General features: G+C 64.2%; 10 protein-coding genes. 6 read left to right on the forward strand and 4 right to left on the reverse strand.

Annotated elements, in window-relative coordinates:
- Positions 1-174: 174 nt before the first annotated feature.
- Together ACOCEP_RS27310 and ACOCEP_RS27315 are read right to left on the reverse strand one after the other, a co-directional pair.
- The gene (locus ACOCEP_RS27310) at positions 175-1,179 is read right to left on the reverse strand and encodes a hypothetical protein (RefSeq protein ID WP_482331875.1); all 1,005 of its coding nucleotides are present in this window, start codon (positions 1,177-1,179) and stop codon (positions 175-177) included.
- Complete coding sequence (locus ACOCEP_RS27315) at positions 1,176-1,541, reverse strand: nucleotide pyrophosphohydrolase (protein ID WP_482331876.1); 366 nt, start codon at positions 1,539-1,541, stop codon at positions 1,176-1,178. Before ACOCEP_RS27315 ends, ACOCEP_RS27310 begins: the two co-directional genes overlap by 4 nt.
- A gap of 430 nt (positions 1,542-1,971) precedes the next feature.
- Between ACOCEP_RS27315 and ACOCEP_RS27320 the strand changes: the two genes are divergently transcribed.
- Together ACOCEP_RS27320 and ACOCEP_RS27325 are read left to right on the forward strand one after the other, a co-directional pair.
- A complete protein-coding gene (locus ACOCEP_RS27320; protein WP_482331877.1) occupies positions 1,972-2,127 on the forward strand; it encodes a hypothetical protein in 156 nt (51 codons plus the stop codon).
- A gap of 99 nt (positions 2,128-2,226) precedes the next feature.
- Positions 2,227-3,705, forward strand: a complete 1,479-nt coding sequence (locus ACOCEP_RS27325; RefSeq protein WP_482331878.1) for a UvrD-helicase domain-containing protein — start codon at positions 2,227-2,229, stop codon at positions 3,703-3,705.
- A gap of 149 nt (positions 3,706-3,854) precedes the next feature.
- On the opposite strand, the gene ACOCEP_RS27330 is transcribed toward ACOCEP_RS27325, so the two are convergent.
- Positions 3,855-4,931: a hypothetical protein gene (locus ACOCEP_RS27330; RefSeq protein ID WP_482331879.1), complete on the reverse strand. Its 1,077-nt coding sequence runs from the start codon at positions 4,929-4,931 to the stop codon at positions 3,855-3,857.
- A 476-nt stretch (positions 4,932-5,407) separates the two neighbouring features.
- Here ACOCEP_RS27330 and ACOCEP_RS27335 point away from each other — a divergent pair, with 476 nt between their 5' ends.
- Genes ACOCEP_RS27335 through ACOCEP_RS27350 form a run of 4 tightly spaced genes read left to right on the forward strand, consistent with a single transcriptional unit; the run spans position 5,408 to position 15,000 of the window.
- A complete protein-coding gene (locus ACOCEP_RS27335; RefSeq protein WP_482331880.1) occupies positions 5,408-6,283 on the forward strand; it encodes a helix-turn-helix domain-containing protein in 876 nt (291 codons plus the stop codon).
- Complete coding sequence (locus tag ACOCEP_RS27340) at positions 6,280-8,148, forward strand: hypothetical protein (RefSeq protein WP_482331881.1); 1,869 nt, start codon at positions 6,280-6,282, stop codon at positions 8,146-8,148. The genes ACOCEP_RS27335 and ACOCEP_RS27340 overlap by 4 nt, the downstream gene beginning before the upstream one ends.
- Positions 8,145-9,842, forward strand: coding sequence for a DNA phosphorothioation-dependent restriction protein DptG (dptG, locus tag ACOCEP_RS27345; protein WP_482331882.1), 1,698 nt, complete (start codon positions 8,145-8,147; stop codon positions 9,840-9,842). Before ACOCEP_RS27340 ends, dptG begins: the two co-directional genes overlap by 4 nt.
- On the forward strand, positions 9,826-15,000 hold the full coding sequence (locus tag ACOCEP_RS27350; RefSeq protein WP_482331883.1) for an FtsK/SpoIIIE domain-containing protein: 5,175 nt from the start codon (positions 9,826-9,828) through the stop codon (positions 14,998-15,000). The genes dptG and ACOCEP_RS27350 overlap by 17 nt, the downstream gene beginning before the upstream one ends.
- Positions 15,001-15,176: 176 nt before the next feature.
- Here ACOCEP_RS27350 and ACOCEP_RS27355 read toward each other — a convergent pair whose 3' ends face one another.
- Positions 15,177-16,385 (reverse strand): restriction endonuclease, encoded by a 1,209-nt coding sequence (locus tag ACOCEP_RS27355; protein ID WP_482331884.1) that lies wholly within the window; start codon positions 16,383-16,385, stop codon positions 15,177-15,179.
- Positions 16,386-16,488: the final 103 nt, after the last annotated feature.

The following is a 16,488-nucleotide window of genomic DNA, read 5'->3' on the forward strand; positions in this document are numbered from 1 at the left end:
CGATAGGCCCGAGGAGGTTCAGCCGGTGGTCGTCCTCGGGCCGACGGTGGCTGCCATGGGAGGGCGCTGAGCAGCTGGCCGAGCTGGTCGTGCCGTCCCAGGTGGCCGCAACCATGATCGCCTCCGCAGCTCGGCGCGAGGAGCGCGGCCGATCATCATGAGGTGGCAGACGGTCTATTTGCCGCGTTGAAGTTTCTTGAAGACGTGGTTGCGGTGCCAGGCGTAGTAGGGTTCTCGGTCGGTGTTCCACCAGGTGGTGGTGCGGCCTTGGAGGTGTTCTGCGATGAATTTGGCGACGTCGGGGGCGTTGTCGACGGCGTTGCTGATGAGGATGTCGCCGCCGGTGTCGACGGCGACGTAGCCGTGCTCGAACAGGCTGTCGCATCCGAGGAAGCAGGCGAGCATGCCGACGTTGTCGAAGTCTTTGCGTTCGTCTTCGCTGCAGAATGAGCGTTTTTTGATGTGAGCTGCGATCAGGAAGTCTGGCGGCAGTGTGCTGCCGCAGAGCCCGCACACGCCGCCACCGATCCGGACGAGGTGCCGCTTGAGGGCCCGGTGCTCGCGGCGCCCAGTTGTCGACCGGGTCTCGTCGGTCGGGCCGGCCGGGGGAGTGGTTGTTCCAGAAGGCGTGGTGTCCGCAGGGCCAGGTGAGGTGGCTGGGAGGTTGAGCATGTCGTCGAGGTCGACCAGGTCGGCAAGGCGCTCGGCCCGGTCGCCGTCGATGACGGTGAACCCTTGAACTACGGCGCGGTCTTGCCAGCCGAGTACCGCGCGGACCTCGGTGATAGGCACCTTGATGTTGCGCAGGTCGGTGAGGGCGAACATCAACTCCCAGGTCAGGCCGTTGTCAGTCCGCTGCCAGAGACGCTCCGCGAGCGATTCGTTGCGGAATGTCAACGCTACGTGGCCTGCGAGGTAGAGGTGATGATCACCGTAGAAGAGGACACCATCGCCTGGCCGCAGCTTTGCCCACTTTCCGACGGTCGTTCCTGACGTGCCCGGGGTTGCTCCCCAGAACTGGGCCTTGCCTCGCGGGAAGCGTTTACGCAGCTCCTTGTGCACGTCGGGAGAGAGCAGGTCGCGGTGTGCCGCGAACGGGACCTGGGTCTCGATGGTGTCCTGGAAGTGCTGGTTTACCGAGGCCTTGCTGAGCCCTGCGGGCTGAAGAGCGATCCTCACTTGTCCCCTTTGCCGAGCTGGTCGTACTTCCGCGCCGTGCCCCTGGCCAACTCGGCCGGGTACTTTGCGCCGTTGACGGCGATCTTGTCAGTAAGGGCCGACAAAAGATCGACCTGAAGGACGTCGGCCAGGCGAAGCAGGTAGGCCAGCACATCCGCCATCTCATGACGTACCTGCACAGCAGTTTGCGGATCGGCCATGATCTCGGCTGACTCGTCTGGGGTGAGCCACTGGAACAGCTCGAGCAGTTCTCCGGCTTCGCCGACCAGCGCCATCACCAGGTTCTTCGGTGTGTGAAACTGCTCCCACGCCCTCTCCCGCGCGAACTGGCGTAACCGCTGCTGCAACTCCTCGACTGTCATGCCAGCAACTATGACCGACAGCTCGTCACCTCGATGAACGAGCCTCATGTGGGAAGCGGGAACGGAGTCGCTCAGGTTGCACCGGTATTAGGAGCTTCGCCAGGCTGTCGGTCAGGCCGAGTCCGCGCTGGGCTGAGTTTGCACCTCGCCTGAGCACGGTGCTCTGTCCGGTGCCCCAGCCAGCGCCTCTGCATCAGGGGGCTGCAGCGCCGTTAGCTGTCGTTTGCTGCAAGTGGGTGCACTTTCTGCGGCTACGCGGGATTCCGGCGGCGCGCCGTTTAGCCCGGCCGCGCGATCACGGTGAGACTGGAGTGCCCTGCGTATCCGGCGCTATCTGGAGAGGAGTCCGCAGATGCCAACTCCGTATCGCTGGACTGAGGCCGGCCTGCCCTGTTACCAGGCCGGTAGCGCGCCCCCCTTCCTGCGCACTATGAGCCAGCTCGCGGACATGGGGCTTCGCTCCACGGGCCAGATTGTCGCCCTCGTCGACTCTCAGTACGGTCCGGCTGCGCTCTTCCTGCTGACGGAAACCGGCTTGCTCCCCGGCTGCAGCTGGCCGCCGGTCAATCCCGAGAAGCAGTCGTGAGTAGTACAGGACCCGAGCACCCTGGATCAAAGCGAAAGTGTATTTCGCCTAATCGCCGTGCTGGTATGTGATCGTCCACGGTTCCGGGGAGGGAACTTGATGTCGTCACGTCGTCCGACGCCTGAGCAGGACGCGGCTGTGGAGGCGTTTCGCAGTGGCACGGATCTGGTGCTGCAGGCGGGTGCGGGAACGGGTAAGACCACCACGCTGACCATGCTCGGCGCGGCGACGCGCTGGCAAGGCCAGTATCTGGCGTTCAACAAGGCGATCGCGCAGGAAGCGCGGCGGAAGTTCCGCGGTAATGCCCGCTGCTCGACCGCGCACAGCCTGGCGTTCAAGGCGATCGGGCACCAGTTCATCGAGCGGATGGAGCGGCCGCGGATGGCCACGGTGAAGCTGGCGCAGCTGCTGGGCATTAGGATGAACGTCGCCATCGGCGCTCGGAAGCTGCAGCCCTCGACATTGTGTTCGATCGCCCGGGATACCGTGATGCAGTACTGCTACTCCGCCGACGACGTCCTCAACCGGCTGCACGTCCCCTGGCCCAAGGGCATCACCGACGAGAACGAGCACGACCAGCTAGTGGAGATCGTGCTGCCGCTGGCCACCCGGATGTGGGCCGACCTGCAGACCCCCGACCGCGGCAAGGTCCCGTTCAAACACGACCACTACCTGAAGATGTGGGCACTGACCCGCCCTCGCATCCACGGCGAATTCCTGCTCTTGGACGAAGCCCAGGACACCAACCCCGTCGTCGAGCAGGTGTTCCTTGACCAAGGCGCGCACGCCCAGTTGGTCATGGTCGGCGACTCCGCACAGGCCATCTACGGCTGGCGCGGCGCCCGCGACGTCATGACCGGCTTCCGCGCTCAGCAGCTCGTGCTGTCGCACTCGTTCCGCTTCGGCCCCGCGATTGCGGCCGAGGCGAACCGATGGCTCGCGATCGCCGGTGCACCGATCCGCCTCACCGGCTCCCCGCGCGTCAACAGTGAACTCGCGCCGGTCGCAGCACCGAAAGCGATCCTGTGCCGGACCAATGGTGGCGCGATCGCCGAACTCCTCACCCAGCTCGGCGACGGCCGCCAGGTCGCGCTCGCCGGCCGCGCAGCCGAACTCCGCAAACTCGCCGAAGCCGCCCGCGACCTGCAAGCCGGAAAACGCACCACCCACCGCGACCTGCTGCTGTTCTCCACCTGGGGAGAAGTGCAAGAGTACGTCGAATGGGACTCCGACGGCCGCGACCTGCTCCCGTTCGTCGACGTCATCGACGAACACGGCGTCGACGTCGTCCTCCAAACCCTGGCCCAGCTCAGTGCCGAAACCCACGCCGAAGTCACGGTCTCCACCGCACACGCCGCCAAAGGCCGCGAATGGCCCACCGTCCGGATCTCCGACGACTTCCCCGAACCCGACGACCCCGAAGACACCGAACTCGGCGGCGACCCCATGCCCGGGAAGATAGAACCCGCCGAAGCCCGGCTCGCCTACGTCGCCGTCACCCGCGCCCAGCACCAACTCGACCTCGGCGGCCTCTCCTGGATCAACCAACACCCCGACGGCAACCCCACCCAGCCATAACCCGCCAAGACGAATGTCCTCCTCCGCAGCTTCGCCGATGACCAGCTATGGTCGCACTACTGCGACCAGGCCTTATCGGGTCGGTGACTTTCTCTGCGGCGGCAGGCGCAATGCCAGGTAGCCTGCAGCTGGTCACGGGTGATGGTTTGTCATGGCCGCGGAGGCAGCATCTCGTAGTAGTCGCTGGCGGTGCGGCCTTCGATCATGAGCCGACACGACCCGCACAGGACACCGCCATCCCCGCACGGCCGCAGACCGCATTTCGAGCAGCGTGCGGGCGCCGGCCCGCGGCGATGGTCGGTATTGGCGCACTCGATGGTTCGCGGCGCGGGCCTGCCCCGGGCTCGGCGGCTGCTGCCAGGCCAGTACTCGCCGGTCAGCCCCGTCATTTCCTGGAACAGCTTCAGGTCCTTCGGGGCGACGAGGCGGACGTCGCCAAGCAGATCCCGCATTGCCACCAGCTCGGCAGAAGGGAGCATCCCGGCGACATCGTCAACAGTCAGCCCGCCCCGCGGCTGCGGTTCTGGGTGCCACTGGCCGCACGGACGTTTCGGGCGCGCGCGTTTCGCACGGCCGCCGACCGGGCACCGTCCGCCGAAGCTGCTGATCGTGCAGCGCGTCGGCGTCATCGTCCGGGGACCGATCGCTGTGGCCGCGCGTCGCTCCGGCAGCGTGCTCCACCGCACATCATTGCAACCTAGAGAAGGTACGGCGTAGAACCAGGGGGGTGTCCGATCTGAGTCAAGGAACCACACTGGCAGCCAGCCCGCCCCGAACGATTTCGTCGTGCGTGCCTTGACCAAGCTCGGCTCGATCGACGAGCGCTGGACCTCGATGCCGGTGCGATACGGCCCGTCGATCGCCACGTCCAGCACCGTGCCGCGCCCAGTCCGGTACTCCTGGGTCACCCTGTAGCCAGCATCCTCGGCAGCACGCTGCCAGTATTCCTTCTGCCATCGGTGCTCGTCCGACTCCCGGGCGATCTCGTGCTGCCCGGCGCAGCCACTGCCTGGGAAGTGCGCCGCCCAGTACCGGCCCCCTCGGAGCCTGACGAACATCTCCGCGCCCTCATCGTCCTCAGGTGCTTGCTGGCACAGCAAGGTCCGGTCACCGCGGTCGATCTCCCCGCGCAGGCCTTTGATCAACTCGTAGTCGGTCGGGTTGAGCTCGGCCAGGTCGATCAGCCGATCGTCACCGTCCTTGCTGTAGCGCACTAATGTCGACATCTGGCGCCTCCTAGCGACTTTTCCCAATATACGACCGGTCACCGACAGTTCCAGTTGCGCCAGGATTGGCCCTTGGTTGCGGGTGACGGGCAGTCTGTCAAGGGGGCAACCAGCGACAACCGACGATTGTGTATTGCCCTGATGAGATTTCCGCTGGAGCGGACAGTGGTTTTCTGTGAAATCCGCGATTCGGGCTTGGTGCTGAGATGACGGTTTGTCACATACCCCGGCGTGTGGGTGTCCCGGTTTGACCAGGCTCTCTGGATCGTTGTAGTCCCTGTGACTGAAGAAACCGCATTGGTCCTCTAGGGGAAGCTCGTGCTGAGCGTGGCGACATGCGTGAGCAGCCCCGGTAATCGTCAATTAGCGCTGTTAAGGACGACTCTAGTGATCGTGATTCACCGACAAGAGTTGCGTGTTGCCGCAACACTCATCTCGGATAGACACCACGCCGTGAGAAGTGCAAGAGTGATTGCATGGAACCGAGTGCGGCTACGCCGTTCGGCGACGTCCTGCGTACGGAGCGGAATCGTCAGGGCCTGACGCTCCGCGAGCTTGCCAAGCGCTGCGGAACCAACTACACGCACCTCTCGCGCTTGGAGAGCGGGTCCTCTGACCGTGTTCCAAGCCGTGATTTGCTCGATCGTCTAGTGGCTGCACTAGATGACCCAGTTTCGTCGGCGGCTATCTCTCTTGCGGCAGAGCGGCTCCCAGCCGAGGCAGAGCGGGCCGTCAGCAGATTTTCCCGTGCGATCTCCGAACCGGAATTGTCCGACCGCACGCTTCCCGCCTTGCGGCGCCTCGACGCTGGAGTGCACGCTGAGAGGTTGCTGACTGGTGCGTTCCGCCGCGCAATCGCCGGTGATCGCGTCGATCCCGAGGCGCTTTGCCGCGCGGCGGGAATGCGCCCGCGCGTTGTGACGGGGAGCCAAGAGCCGGCGACGACGTTCGAGGACAACGATGTGGTGGTTGTCCGGGACCCCAGCCTGCCAGGCGATGCAGGCGGTGCGCCCAGGGTGCGGTTCCTCCTTGCACACGCTGCCTCGCACGCGGCCCGCAACGAGCGCTCGTGCACGTTTCCCCGGGTCGGCACCCACGAGGAGAGCGCGGCGATCGATCTGGCCGCTCACCTTCTGTCCCCTCGCAACCTGCTCGAGAGGGCATTGCGCACAGTGACACCAGTAGTCGACGAGGACGCCCGCGATCCGTGGGCGCCGCGGACAGCTGACCGCGCGACTGCAGTGGCCGAGCGACTCGGCGTTCCGGGATGGATTGCTGTACGCCGCCTGGCCGATGAAGCCCTGCTCGACGATGACGCCGTACTCCTTTACAGCTGGGAGAGTCCCTCATGACAGGTTCTGATCCCTTCGATACATCGCACCCGAGCCCGATCGGCCGCCTGCTACAGCTTCGTGCAGGCGCCAGCGAAGCCGTCGTCCGCGAGGGCCACCTCAGCGGTGTCCAGGCACTGATGGCTCGCCCCGGTGTGCTGGAGGCGCGCCTGTGGAATGCGCTAGGCGAGGATCCACCTTTGAGGCTGCTGGTCCTGACCGGAAGCGCGGGTAGCGGCAAGTCAGCGACGCTGAATCACCTTCTAGCACGTCAGCAGGAAGAAGGCGGCGGTCGTATTGGCGAGTGCCTCGCGGATGCGACCCATTCGGATGCCCCGGATCAGGGACAGGCCGAGAGGCTTGCCAGGTTCTTCGCCCCCTTCAGCGATGGCGCCGCTGAGCCGGCAGGAGGGTGCCGCATAGTCGCGATGAATACGGGAATGGCCCTGCGGTTCTTTAACGATCTGCCTGACGTGCCGGAAGCCCCTGCACTGTCCCAGCTTGAGTCGCTTCTGCGCTCACGGCTAGGGCTCCCCACCCTGCCGGGGGCATCGGATCCGGCCGGGTGGATGCGCAGCGGCATCCTCGTTGTCAATCTTGACCACCGCACCACCGTCGGTTCCGATGGCGCCCTCTTGGAAGAGATACTCGCCCGCTTCGATCCGGCCGACCCGTCTGGCGTGCTCGAAGGCACTCCCCGGTGCAATACCTGCAAGGTTCGCGACTGGTGCTGGCCCATGGCCAACGCGCACGTCATCTCGGCTGAGCCGGGCCGGCGCGCGATCAACCGTGCGGCTGGTGACCTTGCGCTGGCGCGCGGGCGGCAGCTGGCGCCGCGCTCGCTGTGGGACGCGGCGGCTGAGCTTGCCCTCGGCGGTCTGCCGGCAGCCGATCGTGATGGCCGCGATCCCTGTTACGCAATCGTGGACATCGCGGAGGAGGCGGATGAGGCAGTGCTGCTCCATGCGATGGCGTGTAATGGGGCTCTTGGCCCTGTTCATCTCGAGACATCCTGGCTCCGGCCAGCCGCCGAGGGGTCTCTTATTGCTGAGCTCGCGACGAGGGAACCGAGTTACAGCGTTACCTTTCCGGTGCACAAACTGATTGCTGATGCAGGACTCGATCCGGATAGCGACGCTGATCAGCTCCGCAGGTTCCTTCGCGGTTCGCTAGACATGCCTCATCCGGCTGTGGAGCGGGCGGCCTCCGCGCTTGAAGGCGGCAAAGGCGCCTCGGCGGATGGTGCTCGGGTCTGGGGTCGGATGATGGCACGGGCGGCGTGGCTGGGTGGTGATTTGGCAGGCGGAACAGGCATATCCAGTGAGTTCATGGCCGCACTCGCCGCGCAGCACGAGGGAGAAGATGAGACCACGGCCGGCGGGGATGCGCTGGAAAACGCACTCGGGGTCATAGAAGAGGGACTGGCGCGAGTGTTCGGCCTCGTCGCAGGCCCGGAGCACTACTACCCCACGTCAACGCTGCAGGCTTCAGCGACGGCTGACCTCATGGTACTCGTTCGGCTCGTCGAAACACACGCCCTGCATAGCCGGCGGGACCCGGTGCTGGCGGCGAACCGTGCTGGCGCCGAGATCGTTGACTACCAACCTCTTGCACTCTCCCTCGAGATTGATAAAAAGCCTGTTGCCGTGGACTACCCCCTGTGGCAGCTGCTGAGTGAGGCAGCAACCGGTGGCGTGATCCCGACGACGATCGATCTCGAGCGCTTCCTGGCGCTGCGGCGGGCGATCCGGGCGGTTGGTGTCCGCGTTGCCGCTAGCGGCGACCAGCCATTGCTGGTGCGCGAGCGATCGCCAGAGGAACGGCGCTTCCGCATTGTCAAGCGAAACACGGCAACCGACTTGCTGCGGGCTAGGGAGATCCTGTGAATCCGACCGTGCGTCGCGCTCTTGAGGCAATCTCCGGTGAGACCGGCATCGATGTGCTGATGCAGGGAAACCGGCTACTCGTCGCTGGGAAGCCGATCAAGCTTCCGGTGGAAAAGCGGACGGATGACCGGCCGCGCCTGACGGGCGAGCGGGGTGAGTTACTGGGTATCCAAGGGCTGATGCCAACCGTTCCGCACGGCGACGACCGCGACAAGCTCCTGTGGCGTGTGATCCAGGAAGCTGCGCCGGATTCCGATGATTTGCTGCATGATCATGGCGTCCTCGCCAACCTCGCTGGCCGCCTTGGGCTGGGGCCGGAAGCGTCCCGGGCGGCAGCGAAGGCCCTGGAAGCAAGATTCTTTAGCGCCCGCGGTGCACAACGTCTGCTTCCAGTGCACGCGTCGCTCCCGCTTAACTACCACCATTCTGTATGGGATGACAAGAAGAACGCGTCGAAACGTGTTTCATATACGATGTTCGGTGGTGGGATCCTCCCGTACCTGTTGTGGAATTCAGAGAGTGGCGGCCCGAACGTTGATCTCATGCAGTCGCTGCTGGAGGAGACTGCGAGCTACGATGAGCTCACCTCGCTCGACCGTCTCTTCCTGAGAGTAATGCTTGACGGTGCGCCGCGGAAAGATAGCGCGCCTAGCGCTACTGAGCTGCTCGAGCAATATCGGGATGAATTCGAAAGTAGTTTTTCCTCGGCTGGTGGGCCGTTTTGTGAGCCGAGTCTTGCGCTTTTCGAGCAGGATCTCAAAACGGTGCTTAACACCGAGCTTCCGCGGCCCGAACGGACCCAATGGCTCACGGTCTTGTTGAGTTTTCATCTGGCGCTTCGCCTATACCGAATCGCAGTGGCGGTCGGCTCGGAACTCGATCTGGCTGTCGCCGCGGCAGCGCAAATCGCACCCCCGCCCGACATCAAGACATGCAAGTGCACTGGTCGGGAACTCTCTCAGCTGGACAGCTGCAGCCTGGCCGGAGCGATCCGGTTCAGAATCGGAAGCGGGCGCTTCAGGCCAGTCAGCGGACGTGACGGTTGCAGGCAGTCCTACCAGGACGTCGACCGGCAGCGCCTCCTCGACATGTCTGCTTCCCTCGTCACCCGAACGCTAGCCTGCCGTGCATGGTCCGCCCTGGGCGGGGGAGAAGCAGCGGACCGGCACGACATCGCCGCCCTGACGCGTGCGCTTGACACCGACACGAGCCTGAGGCGCACCCACGGCGCCGCTTGTGCGGCTATCGCAGTCCTCCATCACGATGGCTGGCGAAAGGGCCGTTCCACGTTCGAAGAGCTTGTGCACGTCGGCAGGACAGGCGAGAGCCGGCCTGGTTTGCACGCGTTACGAGACGACGTCCGCCACATGCGTACGCGCCCAAGCCGACAGAGCACCGAAGTCGTCAACCAGCTGATGCTCTCAACAAGTGTAGGTGCCGGGTCGCTCATCTCCCGCAACGGTCCCAGCTTCACCTACTTTGAACTTGACGAGCAGCTGCTGCTCATGCTTGTGCGCCTGACGTGCAAAGACCGGGAGCTCCCGCTCGAGCGCTTCCTGCGTGGGCTACGCAGGTACGGGCTCGCGCCACAGGACGACGCTGAGCAAGCGGCACTCTCGGACACTCTCGAACGACTGGGGCTTCTGGACAGGTACTCCGATGCCGGGGAGGCAAGCTTTGTTCACTACGCCTGAGCACAATCCAGACCTCGCCGCGGAGTTGGTGGCATCAGCCCTCGTGCGCGAGGCATCAGCCTCTACCGCGCACCGAAGGCTTGTCCTCGGGTGCCACCTCGGCGTCAAGCCAGAGCAAGTACTCGGTGCGCTCGCTGAGAAGTTCGCCCCGGACGCGCTCGTGACAATTACTGAAGGCCGGGCGCCGGTTACTCTTCAGGCAGTTCCGCTGCCTGGCGACCAGCCCGGCAATCGCAGGCTTCTCGTGCCCTACCTCGTCGGCGACGTGGGGCCGAACGCTGGCAGCGCCGGCTTCGCGGCGCTGCTCCGGGATCACGTCACCTCGGGGCCTGGTACGCACGTGCTGCTCATTCTTGACCCGCAACCTGTCGAGACAGTGCGCACCGCCGCCGAGGATGCGGCAACTCTCGATGGCTTGAGCTGGCTGCAGCTTTCCGCAGGTGCCGCCGCTGGAGCCAGCGCCGGGATTCAGCCGCTTCTTCGCGCAGTACTGCGCGATGACGAGCGGTTCCAAAGGCTCCCACGCACCGCTGCGACCCTTGCACGCCTCAGGCATATTGCATTGCTCAACGACGCATCAGATGCGGGCGCGCAGCTGTACTCGCTGGGATGCTACCTAAGTGATACACAAGCCGACTATGCCGCGACGAGGCTGCGAGAGTCCGCCAAGTGGCGGACAACGTTGGAGAACTGGCTCGCCCCTGGACAAGACTTCGAGAAGAAGCTCACCGCGCGGTACACAGAAGCAGACACCGCCAGGCTCAATCGTGTGCTAGCCGCTCTTACCCCGTTCGGCCTCAACTACGAGCAATTCACTTTCGACGACATGCCCGGCTCTAAGGCAGCAACCCGCCCCGTCCGGCTAGCCTCCCCTCTCTCGCTGAGCGAATCCGCGGTCGTCACCCTTGGCAACCGTGCGATGGTATGGAAGCCAGGAGGCGGGCAAATCAACGTTGCGCTTTCGTCGGCTGCTGGTTCGGATACGCTGGCGAGCCTGACCTGGTCTGACTCGGGCGAGTCTCTCGAGATAGCGGTTGCGGCCGGTGACCGCCATGTGGAGATTTCGGTTGATGGGACAGGGTGGCGGTTCGCGCGCATCCAAATGCCCTCAGGGCAAGCGGCCGAGCTGGCTATATACCTCGACACCGGGAGCTGGGCACCATTTGAGCCCGCACTCGACCTTGACCTAACGGCCTCGGCATTTCGCAGCGCGGCCACCCCGCAAGTGCTGGCGCTCGGCCCGGCTGGTGAGCTCGCGGGACAGCCCGCTGTTGAACGTCCCGATCCGGAACCGGAGAGCGGAGAGCCCGAGGTCTGCTTGACCCGGTGGAATGGGGAGGAACATCTCATAACTCTGCTGATCGATGACGAACCTTTGCCAGGCCCATCGGATCCCGAACCGGAAGACCCAGCTGAGGAACCGGGCGAGCAGGGTGAGGAACCTGGTGAGAGCGGCGAAGAACCAGGGGAGGAGGGTGACGAACCAGGAGACGACGGTGGGAGCCGGTCACCTGCCGTGCCTCAGCTGGCCGAGAGCGTCCCGCACGCGCGTCTCCTTGCACGCCGCAACGGCAACGAACTCGGCGACACCCGCTTTCTCGTCACGGTTGGAGGGGATCGTGCTCGCGCCGGGGTGATCGCGACTCCGGCCAGATTTGATCTTGCCTCCCAAGGCCTCGGAGACGGCCGGGACGGTCTCGACATCGAGCAGCAAATACTTAATCTGCCGCACGTGACCGCCTTCAGTGTCGTAACGACCGCCGGCGTGCTGACCATAGACCGGTACTCGAGCCTGGACTCCCTGGACGTGTCAGGTATCGACGAATTCGAGACGTTCATGGGCGCGCGAACGGCGTTCTTCACAGCTGTGCGCCCGCACGGTTCAGTGCACGCGATCGGTGCAGGTCATGCCATTGACGAGGCGCGAGCTTACGTCGCTGCCTATGAGAAACTCCTCGAGGCGCTTCTGGACAGTGCCCGGTTCGCCGCCGAGTATGAACGGCTGTTCCTGATGGACGCCGTCGTGGACGGGGCAACTGCGGAGACTCTCATCGCGCCCACAAGCCCCCTCAGTGTTGCGTACCTCCTGACCTTGTCGGAGGAGTTCGAGTCGTGGCATGGGCGGGCAAGCGATGTCCAGCTTCAAGATATTCGCGCCTGCACGATGCGGCACCTCGTCCCGTACTTCGCCATGCACGGGACCTGGTACGAGACGGGCGGTCCCGCCCCGCTCCTCTGGAGGAGATACAAGCCAGCAGCCATCGGCGTTGCCGGTGAGAACAGGCCGGCGTACATCAAGCAGCGCGTGGAACACTTCATGCGGGTCCACCCCGAGTACCTTGATGAGCGGCAGGAACTTGGCCTCGCCTTTCACGAACCGGGCGATGCGGCCGTAGTGCTGGAGGCCCTCCGCCTGCTCGCGAGGCCCCACGCACTAGGGTCTGCGCCCACACCCCTACCTAAGCTCGCTGTCACTATCGTCAGCGCCACCGAGACCCGGACAGTGCTGGAGGATCTGGTAGCGGGCCAGATCGACAGCACCGAGCGGAACGTCCTCACAGATCGCCTGCTGCAGGACCGGCTCGAAGTCGTTCGGGCGGCGCCAGATGAAGGCAAGCCTATATTTGCCCATCTATCGTTCGTCTTCGACTCGTCGCTCCAACGCGAGCCGGCTTCCGTCGAGCTGAACGCTCGAGCGGGCACCCTGTTCGCGGGAGGGCTCGCCGCTGTTCCCGGACGCTACACTGAACCGGGCCGGAATGAGAAAACGTTCATGTGGGGCACATTCACGGGCTCACATGTGTCTGGCATGCTGTCCTGTCTCGTCCAGCGATGCCTGGAAGTCGTGGGCGGGATGCCACGAGACCCCCTCGCCCGCGGGCGCACCCGGATGCCCTCGACCCGGATTGACCGTGACTACCTACATACGCTCTATCGAGGGAGCGCCTGGGTTGTTCACCTGGACCGGCTTCTCGGGCTGGAAGCGTTCGCACCTGACGCCAGAGGCCGAGGTGCCCGGTATCTCATTGACTACGAGGACCGGCACGACCTCGCGCAGCCTGGGCTCGACGCAATCACCGCAACTGACCGTGTCGAGCCCTACAGGCGTGCGTTGCGGCAGGCTATTCAAGAGTTGGGACAACCGACTGAAGCGGGTCTGGACCTCATGCTGCGGCTGTTTAATGGGGTAAGCGGACAGTGGGCATTGGATCTTGTCGGGGCCAATCCGAACGATTTGCACGAACGAATCGGGCTCGCGGTGGCCGTGGCGAGTATTCAGGATCTTGACGGTGGGCTGCACGGCGAGTCAGCTACGGGACTCGTCCTGTCAATCGATGAGATGCTGAAGTCGCTTCCGCAAGGTGTGCAGCCGAGCAAAGGATTTCTTTGCGATGACCTGCTGTACGTGAGGATCCCTGAACACGAATCAGGCACGGTTGCGCTCCGCGGCCGGCTGCTCGAGGTGAAGTACCGGGGCTCAACCGACCCTGGTGCTGCGACAACTGCGCATCAGCAGCTCAAGCGTGCTCGGGACTGGCTCCAGTCCACTTTTGGGGACACTGCTTCGCCAGGCCGCATGTTCCGAGCACGCGACCTCGCCGAATTGATTCGCGCGGCCGCCACCCGCGCCTCCGCATTCGGCCTGATGTCGCAGACCCAGCGAGCAGGACTTGAAAGTGCCCTCGAAGCAGTGTCGCGAGGAGAGTTCAGCCTGCGGCTCGATTTCCAGGTAGGAACCAAGACCTTGTACGGAGACTTCGTCAGCATTGAGGCCAGCAGTGCAGTGCCTGCTCACCGGCAGGCGCTCGACAGCGAGGGGAAATTCGGCCACGTCAGGCTAGGCCGACCAGCGTTGCGGGCACTCGCGGCGGGAGACGCAATCCCACGCCCACTAGACCTCGTCCATTTGACTTTCAGTGAGCCAGGCGGTGAAGACGACGGAACTGCATCGGGCCCAGACAGCGATCCCTCGCCCTCAGGGCCCGATGTCGGTCCCACGCCGGAACCCAAGCCCGGCCACGACGGCAGTAAACCGGATAACGCTAGCACACAAGACGTTCTGGCACCGGAAGCCTATGACGGATCATTGCCGCCAGAGGCCAGCATTTACGCCACCCGGCTCGACGAGGCATTCACCAAATACGGGCTATCCGTCGAACCCTTTCGCGTCGAGCTCGCACTCGCTGGTCCGAGCCTAATTCGATTTCGTACCAGGACCCTTGGGAAACTATCGATCAGCGACATCGAGCGCCGCTCAAGAGACCTTGGTCGGGAAACTGCGGCGCCTGGCGAGATCGTGATAGGTGATGAGCCCGGCTACGTCACCGTAGACGTGCCTCGCAGCGATCGCCAGACTGTGCCACTGAAGTCAATTCTCGGCAGGCTCGATGAATCAACGGCTCGGCCAGGGGCCCTGAGCTTTGTGGCCGGAGTTGCTCCCAGCGGAGCAGTGGAAATTGCGGACCTCTCGCGGCTCCCGCATTTACTCGTCGCCGGCGCGACCGGTTCCGGAAAAAGCGTCTTCCTGCGGGGCCTTCTGCTTGAGCTACTTCGTCAACGAACACCAGAGCAGCTCAGCATACTAATCATCGACCCGAAACGGCTCGACTTTGCGGCGTTCGCGCGTGCGCCACATGTGCGCGGCAACGCCATCATCAGTGATCCCGATGAGGCTCTTGAGAGGTTGCAGTTCACGTTAGATACTGAAATAGCACGGCGAGGGCCGATCCTGGAGGAGGCAGGTGTCAGCTCGGCATCGGAGTATTACGAGTCCGGTGGGCGGCTCGAGGATCTTCCTCAGCTTGTGATCTTGGTCGACGAGTTCTCAGATCTGGTCCTTGCCGGGTCGGATCGACGAGCCTTCAGTGAGATGGTCCAGCGCTACGCCCAGCTGACCCGCGCATATGGGGTCTTTCTGGTCCTGGCTACGCAGCGGCCAAGCGTTGACGTGATTACCGGTAGCATTAAGGCAAATCTGAGCGCTCGCATCGCCTTCTCGCTCCCGAGCGCGACGGACTCCCGGACTGTGCTCGACCGCGGCGGTGCTGAGGACCTGCTCGGAGACGGTGACCTGCTGTTCTATCGAAACGGGCGGACCATCAGACTGCAGGCGCCTCTCACTACTATCACCGACGTAAGGAGCGCGGTCGGCACCTGATCACAGTAAGGTCAGGGCAGGGCGGGGTAACTGGGCGTCGTATTCCCTGCCCACCCTTGCCGGGCGCGGAGCGCGACTATGCAGATATTCTCGACAGCGCCGCCGTGAGCTGCTGTTTCGTCAATAAGACGCCCTGCGAGTGACCTGTCATCGCCGCGATGACCTGTGTCGTGACGTCAGGTAGTGGGGATACCGGTAAGCCACGCACGCACCGCCTGCAGGTCGCTGTAGCCGTGGTCCCTGAGGATATCGACGATGTCGCGACCGCTGATGAGGACGATCGGATGTCCGTCTTCGCGGATCTCGGTGTAGGCCTGCCGGTCAAAATATGACGTCGTTATGAAGACGCCGAACTGCCGGTGCCGCAGGCGGGCGATCAAGCGTGATACGTCGCGGACGCCGACGGATGTCGTGTCGCTGTAGCACTTTGCTTCGAGGGCGAAGTCGATTGTGATGGGGTCTGACCGGGGTCCCAGGGTGTATTCGCCGATCGCGTCCCGTCCGCCGTCGCGGCTTGGCCGGGTGACATCGCAGCGGGTGGTCCGGGGTGCGAGTAGCCGCCAGAGCTGGACGGCGCACGCTTCAAAGCCGTGTGCGTTCTTGCGGTAGAAATCGCGGATGTGCTGCAGGATCGCTCGGCCGTCAGCATCGGCGGGAAGCTGCTCAGCTTTTTTCCGGACGATTGTTGTCGATGGTGCCAGTAGTGGGCGATAAGACCGGCCCTGTACCCAGGCGGTCCAGGCAGGCGGGCAGTGTGGGCTGTTGTTGGTGTTGCCGGCAAGGATGTCGTTGAGCCATGCCCGGGATACTGTGGCGACGTCGAGCACGGTGAAGCGTGCCCTGTAGTTCTGGAATCTGCTGCCGCTGCTGCTTCGCCAGATCGCGGCTAGTTCGTCGTCCTGAGTCAGCGTGGCCGCGCCGGGCGCGAGCAGTCCGCGGAAGACGATTCTGCGGCCGGGGCTTGCTTTCTCGAAGAGCAGGAATGGCGGCACTGTGGCACGGTCACGGTCGCTTCCGTGGGTGAGGCTGAAGACGTCTCTGAGGAGGAGGTTGCCGTCTCGCTGGGTGTCGTGGAGGTCGCGTCCAGCGCTGCGGTTGTCCCCGTAGTAGGTGAAGATCCCGGTTTGGGGGTCCAGTGCGTCGGGCCAGTCGGGTTCCGCGGCGGTCGAGTAGAGTGCCGCAATTTTGACGCTGCCTTGCCGGGGCGAGCCTTTGTATCTGAAGCCGCCCTGGTTGCCGACGGGGAGCAGGGCGGCGAGGGGGTCGTCGGCGAAGGTACCTGCGGTGCCGCCTTCGTAGATGCGGTCGACGACGAGGTCTGCCTGGCTGAGGTCGGAGAACGCTATTGCCTGTGGCTGCGTCATGGCCGAGTTCAGTGCCTCCATGTGCTGGACCTGCTCCCGGGTGGCGCGTCACGTGCCCACCATGAGCTTTCTGGATCATCGTAGCGTTCTCGCTGGTACCCCTCTTGCGCCTGGTGAGGCTGAC

The organism is Amycolatopsis sp. CA-211722, assembly GCF_056828465.1.

Bases quoted from the DNA above. Each gene is read 5' to 3' on its own strand.
- ACOCEP_RS27340 (WP_482331881.1), top strand. From the start codon at position 6,280: ATGACAGGTTCTGATCCCTTCGATACATCGCACCCGAGCCCGATCGGC.
- ACOCEP_RS27325 (WP_482331878.1), top strand. From the start codon at position 2,227: ATGTCGTCACGTCGTCCGACGCCTGAGCAGGACGCGGCTGTGGAGGCG.
- ACOCEP_RS27355 (WP_482331884.1), bottom strand. From the start codon at position 16,385: ATGGAGGCACTGAACTCGGCCATGACGCAGCCACAGGCAATAGCGTTC.
- ACOCEP_RS27330 (WP_482331879.1), bottom strand. From the start codon at position 4,931: ATGTCGACATTAGTGCGCTACAGCAAGGACGGTGACGATCGGCTGATC.
- ACOCEP_RS27315 (WP_482331876.1), bottom strand. From the start codon at position 1,541: ATGACAGTCGAGGAGTTGCAGCAGCGGTTACGCCAGTTCGCGCGGGAG.
- ACOCEP_RS27335 (WP_482331880.1), top strand. From the start codon at position 5,408: ATGGAACCGAGTGCGGCTACGCCGTTCGGCGACGTCCTGCGTACGGAG.
- ACOCEP_RS27320 (WP_482331877.1), top strand. From the start codon at position 1,972: ATGAGCCAGCTCGCGGACATGGGGCTTCGCTCCACGGGCCAGATTGTC.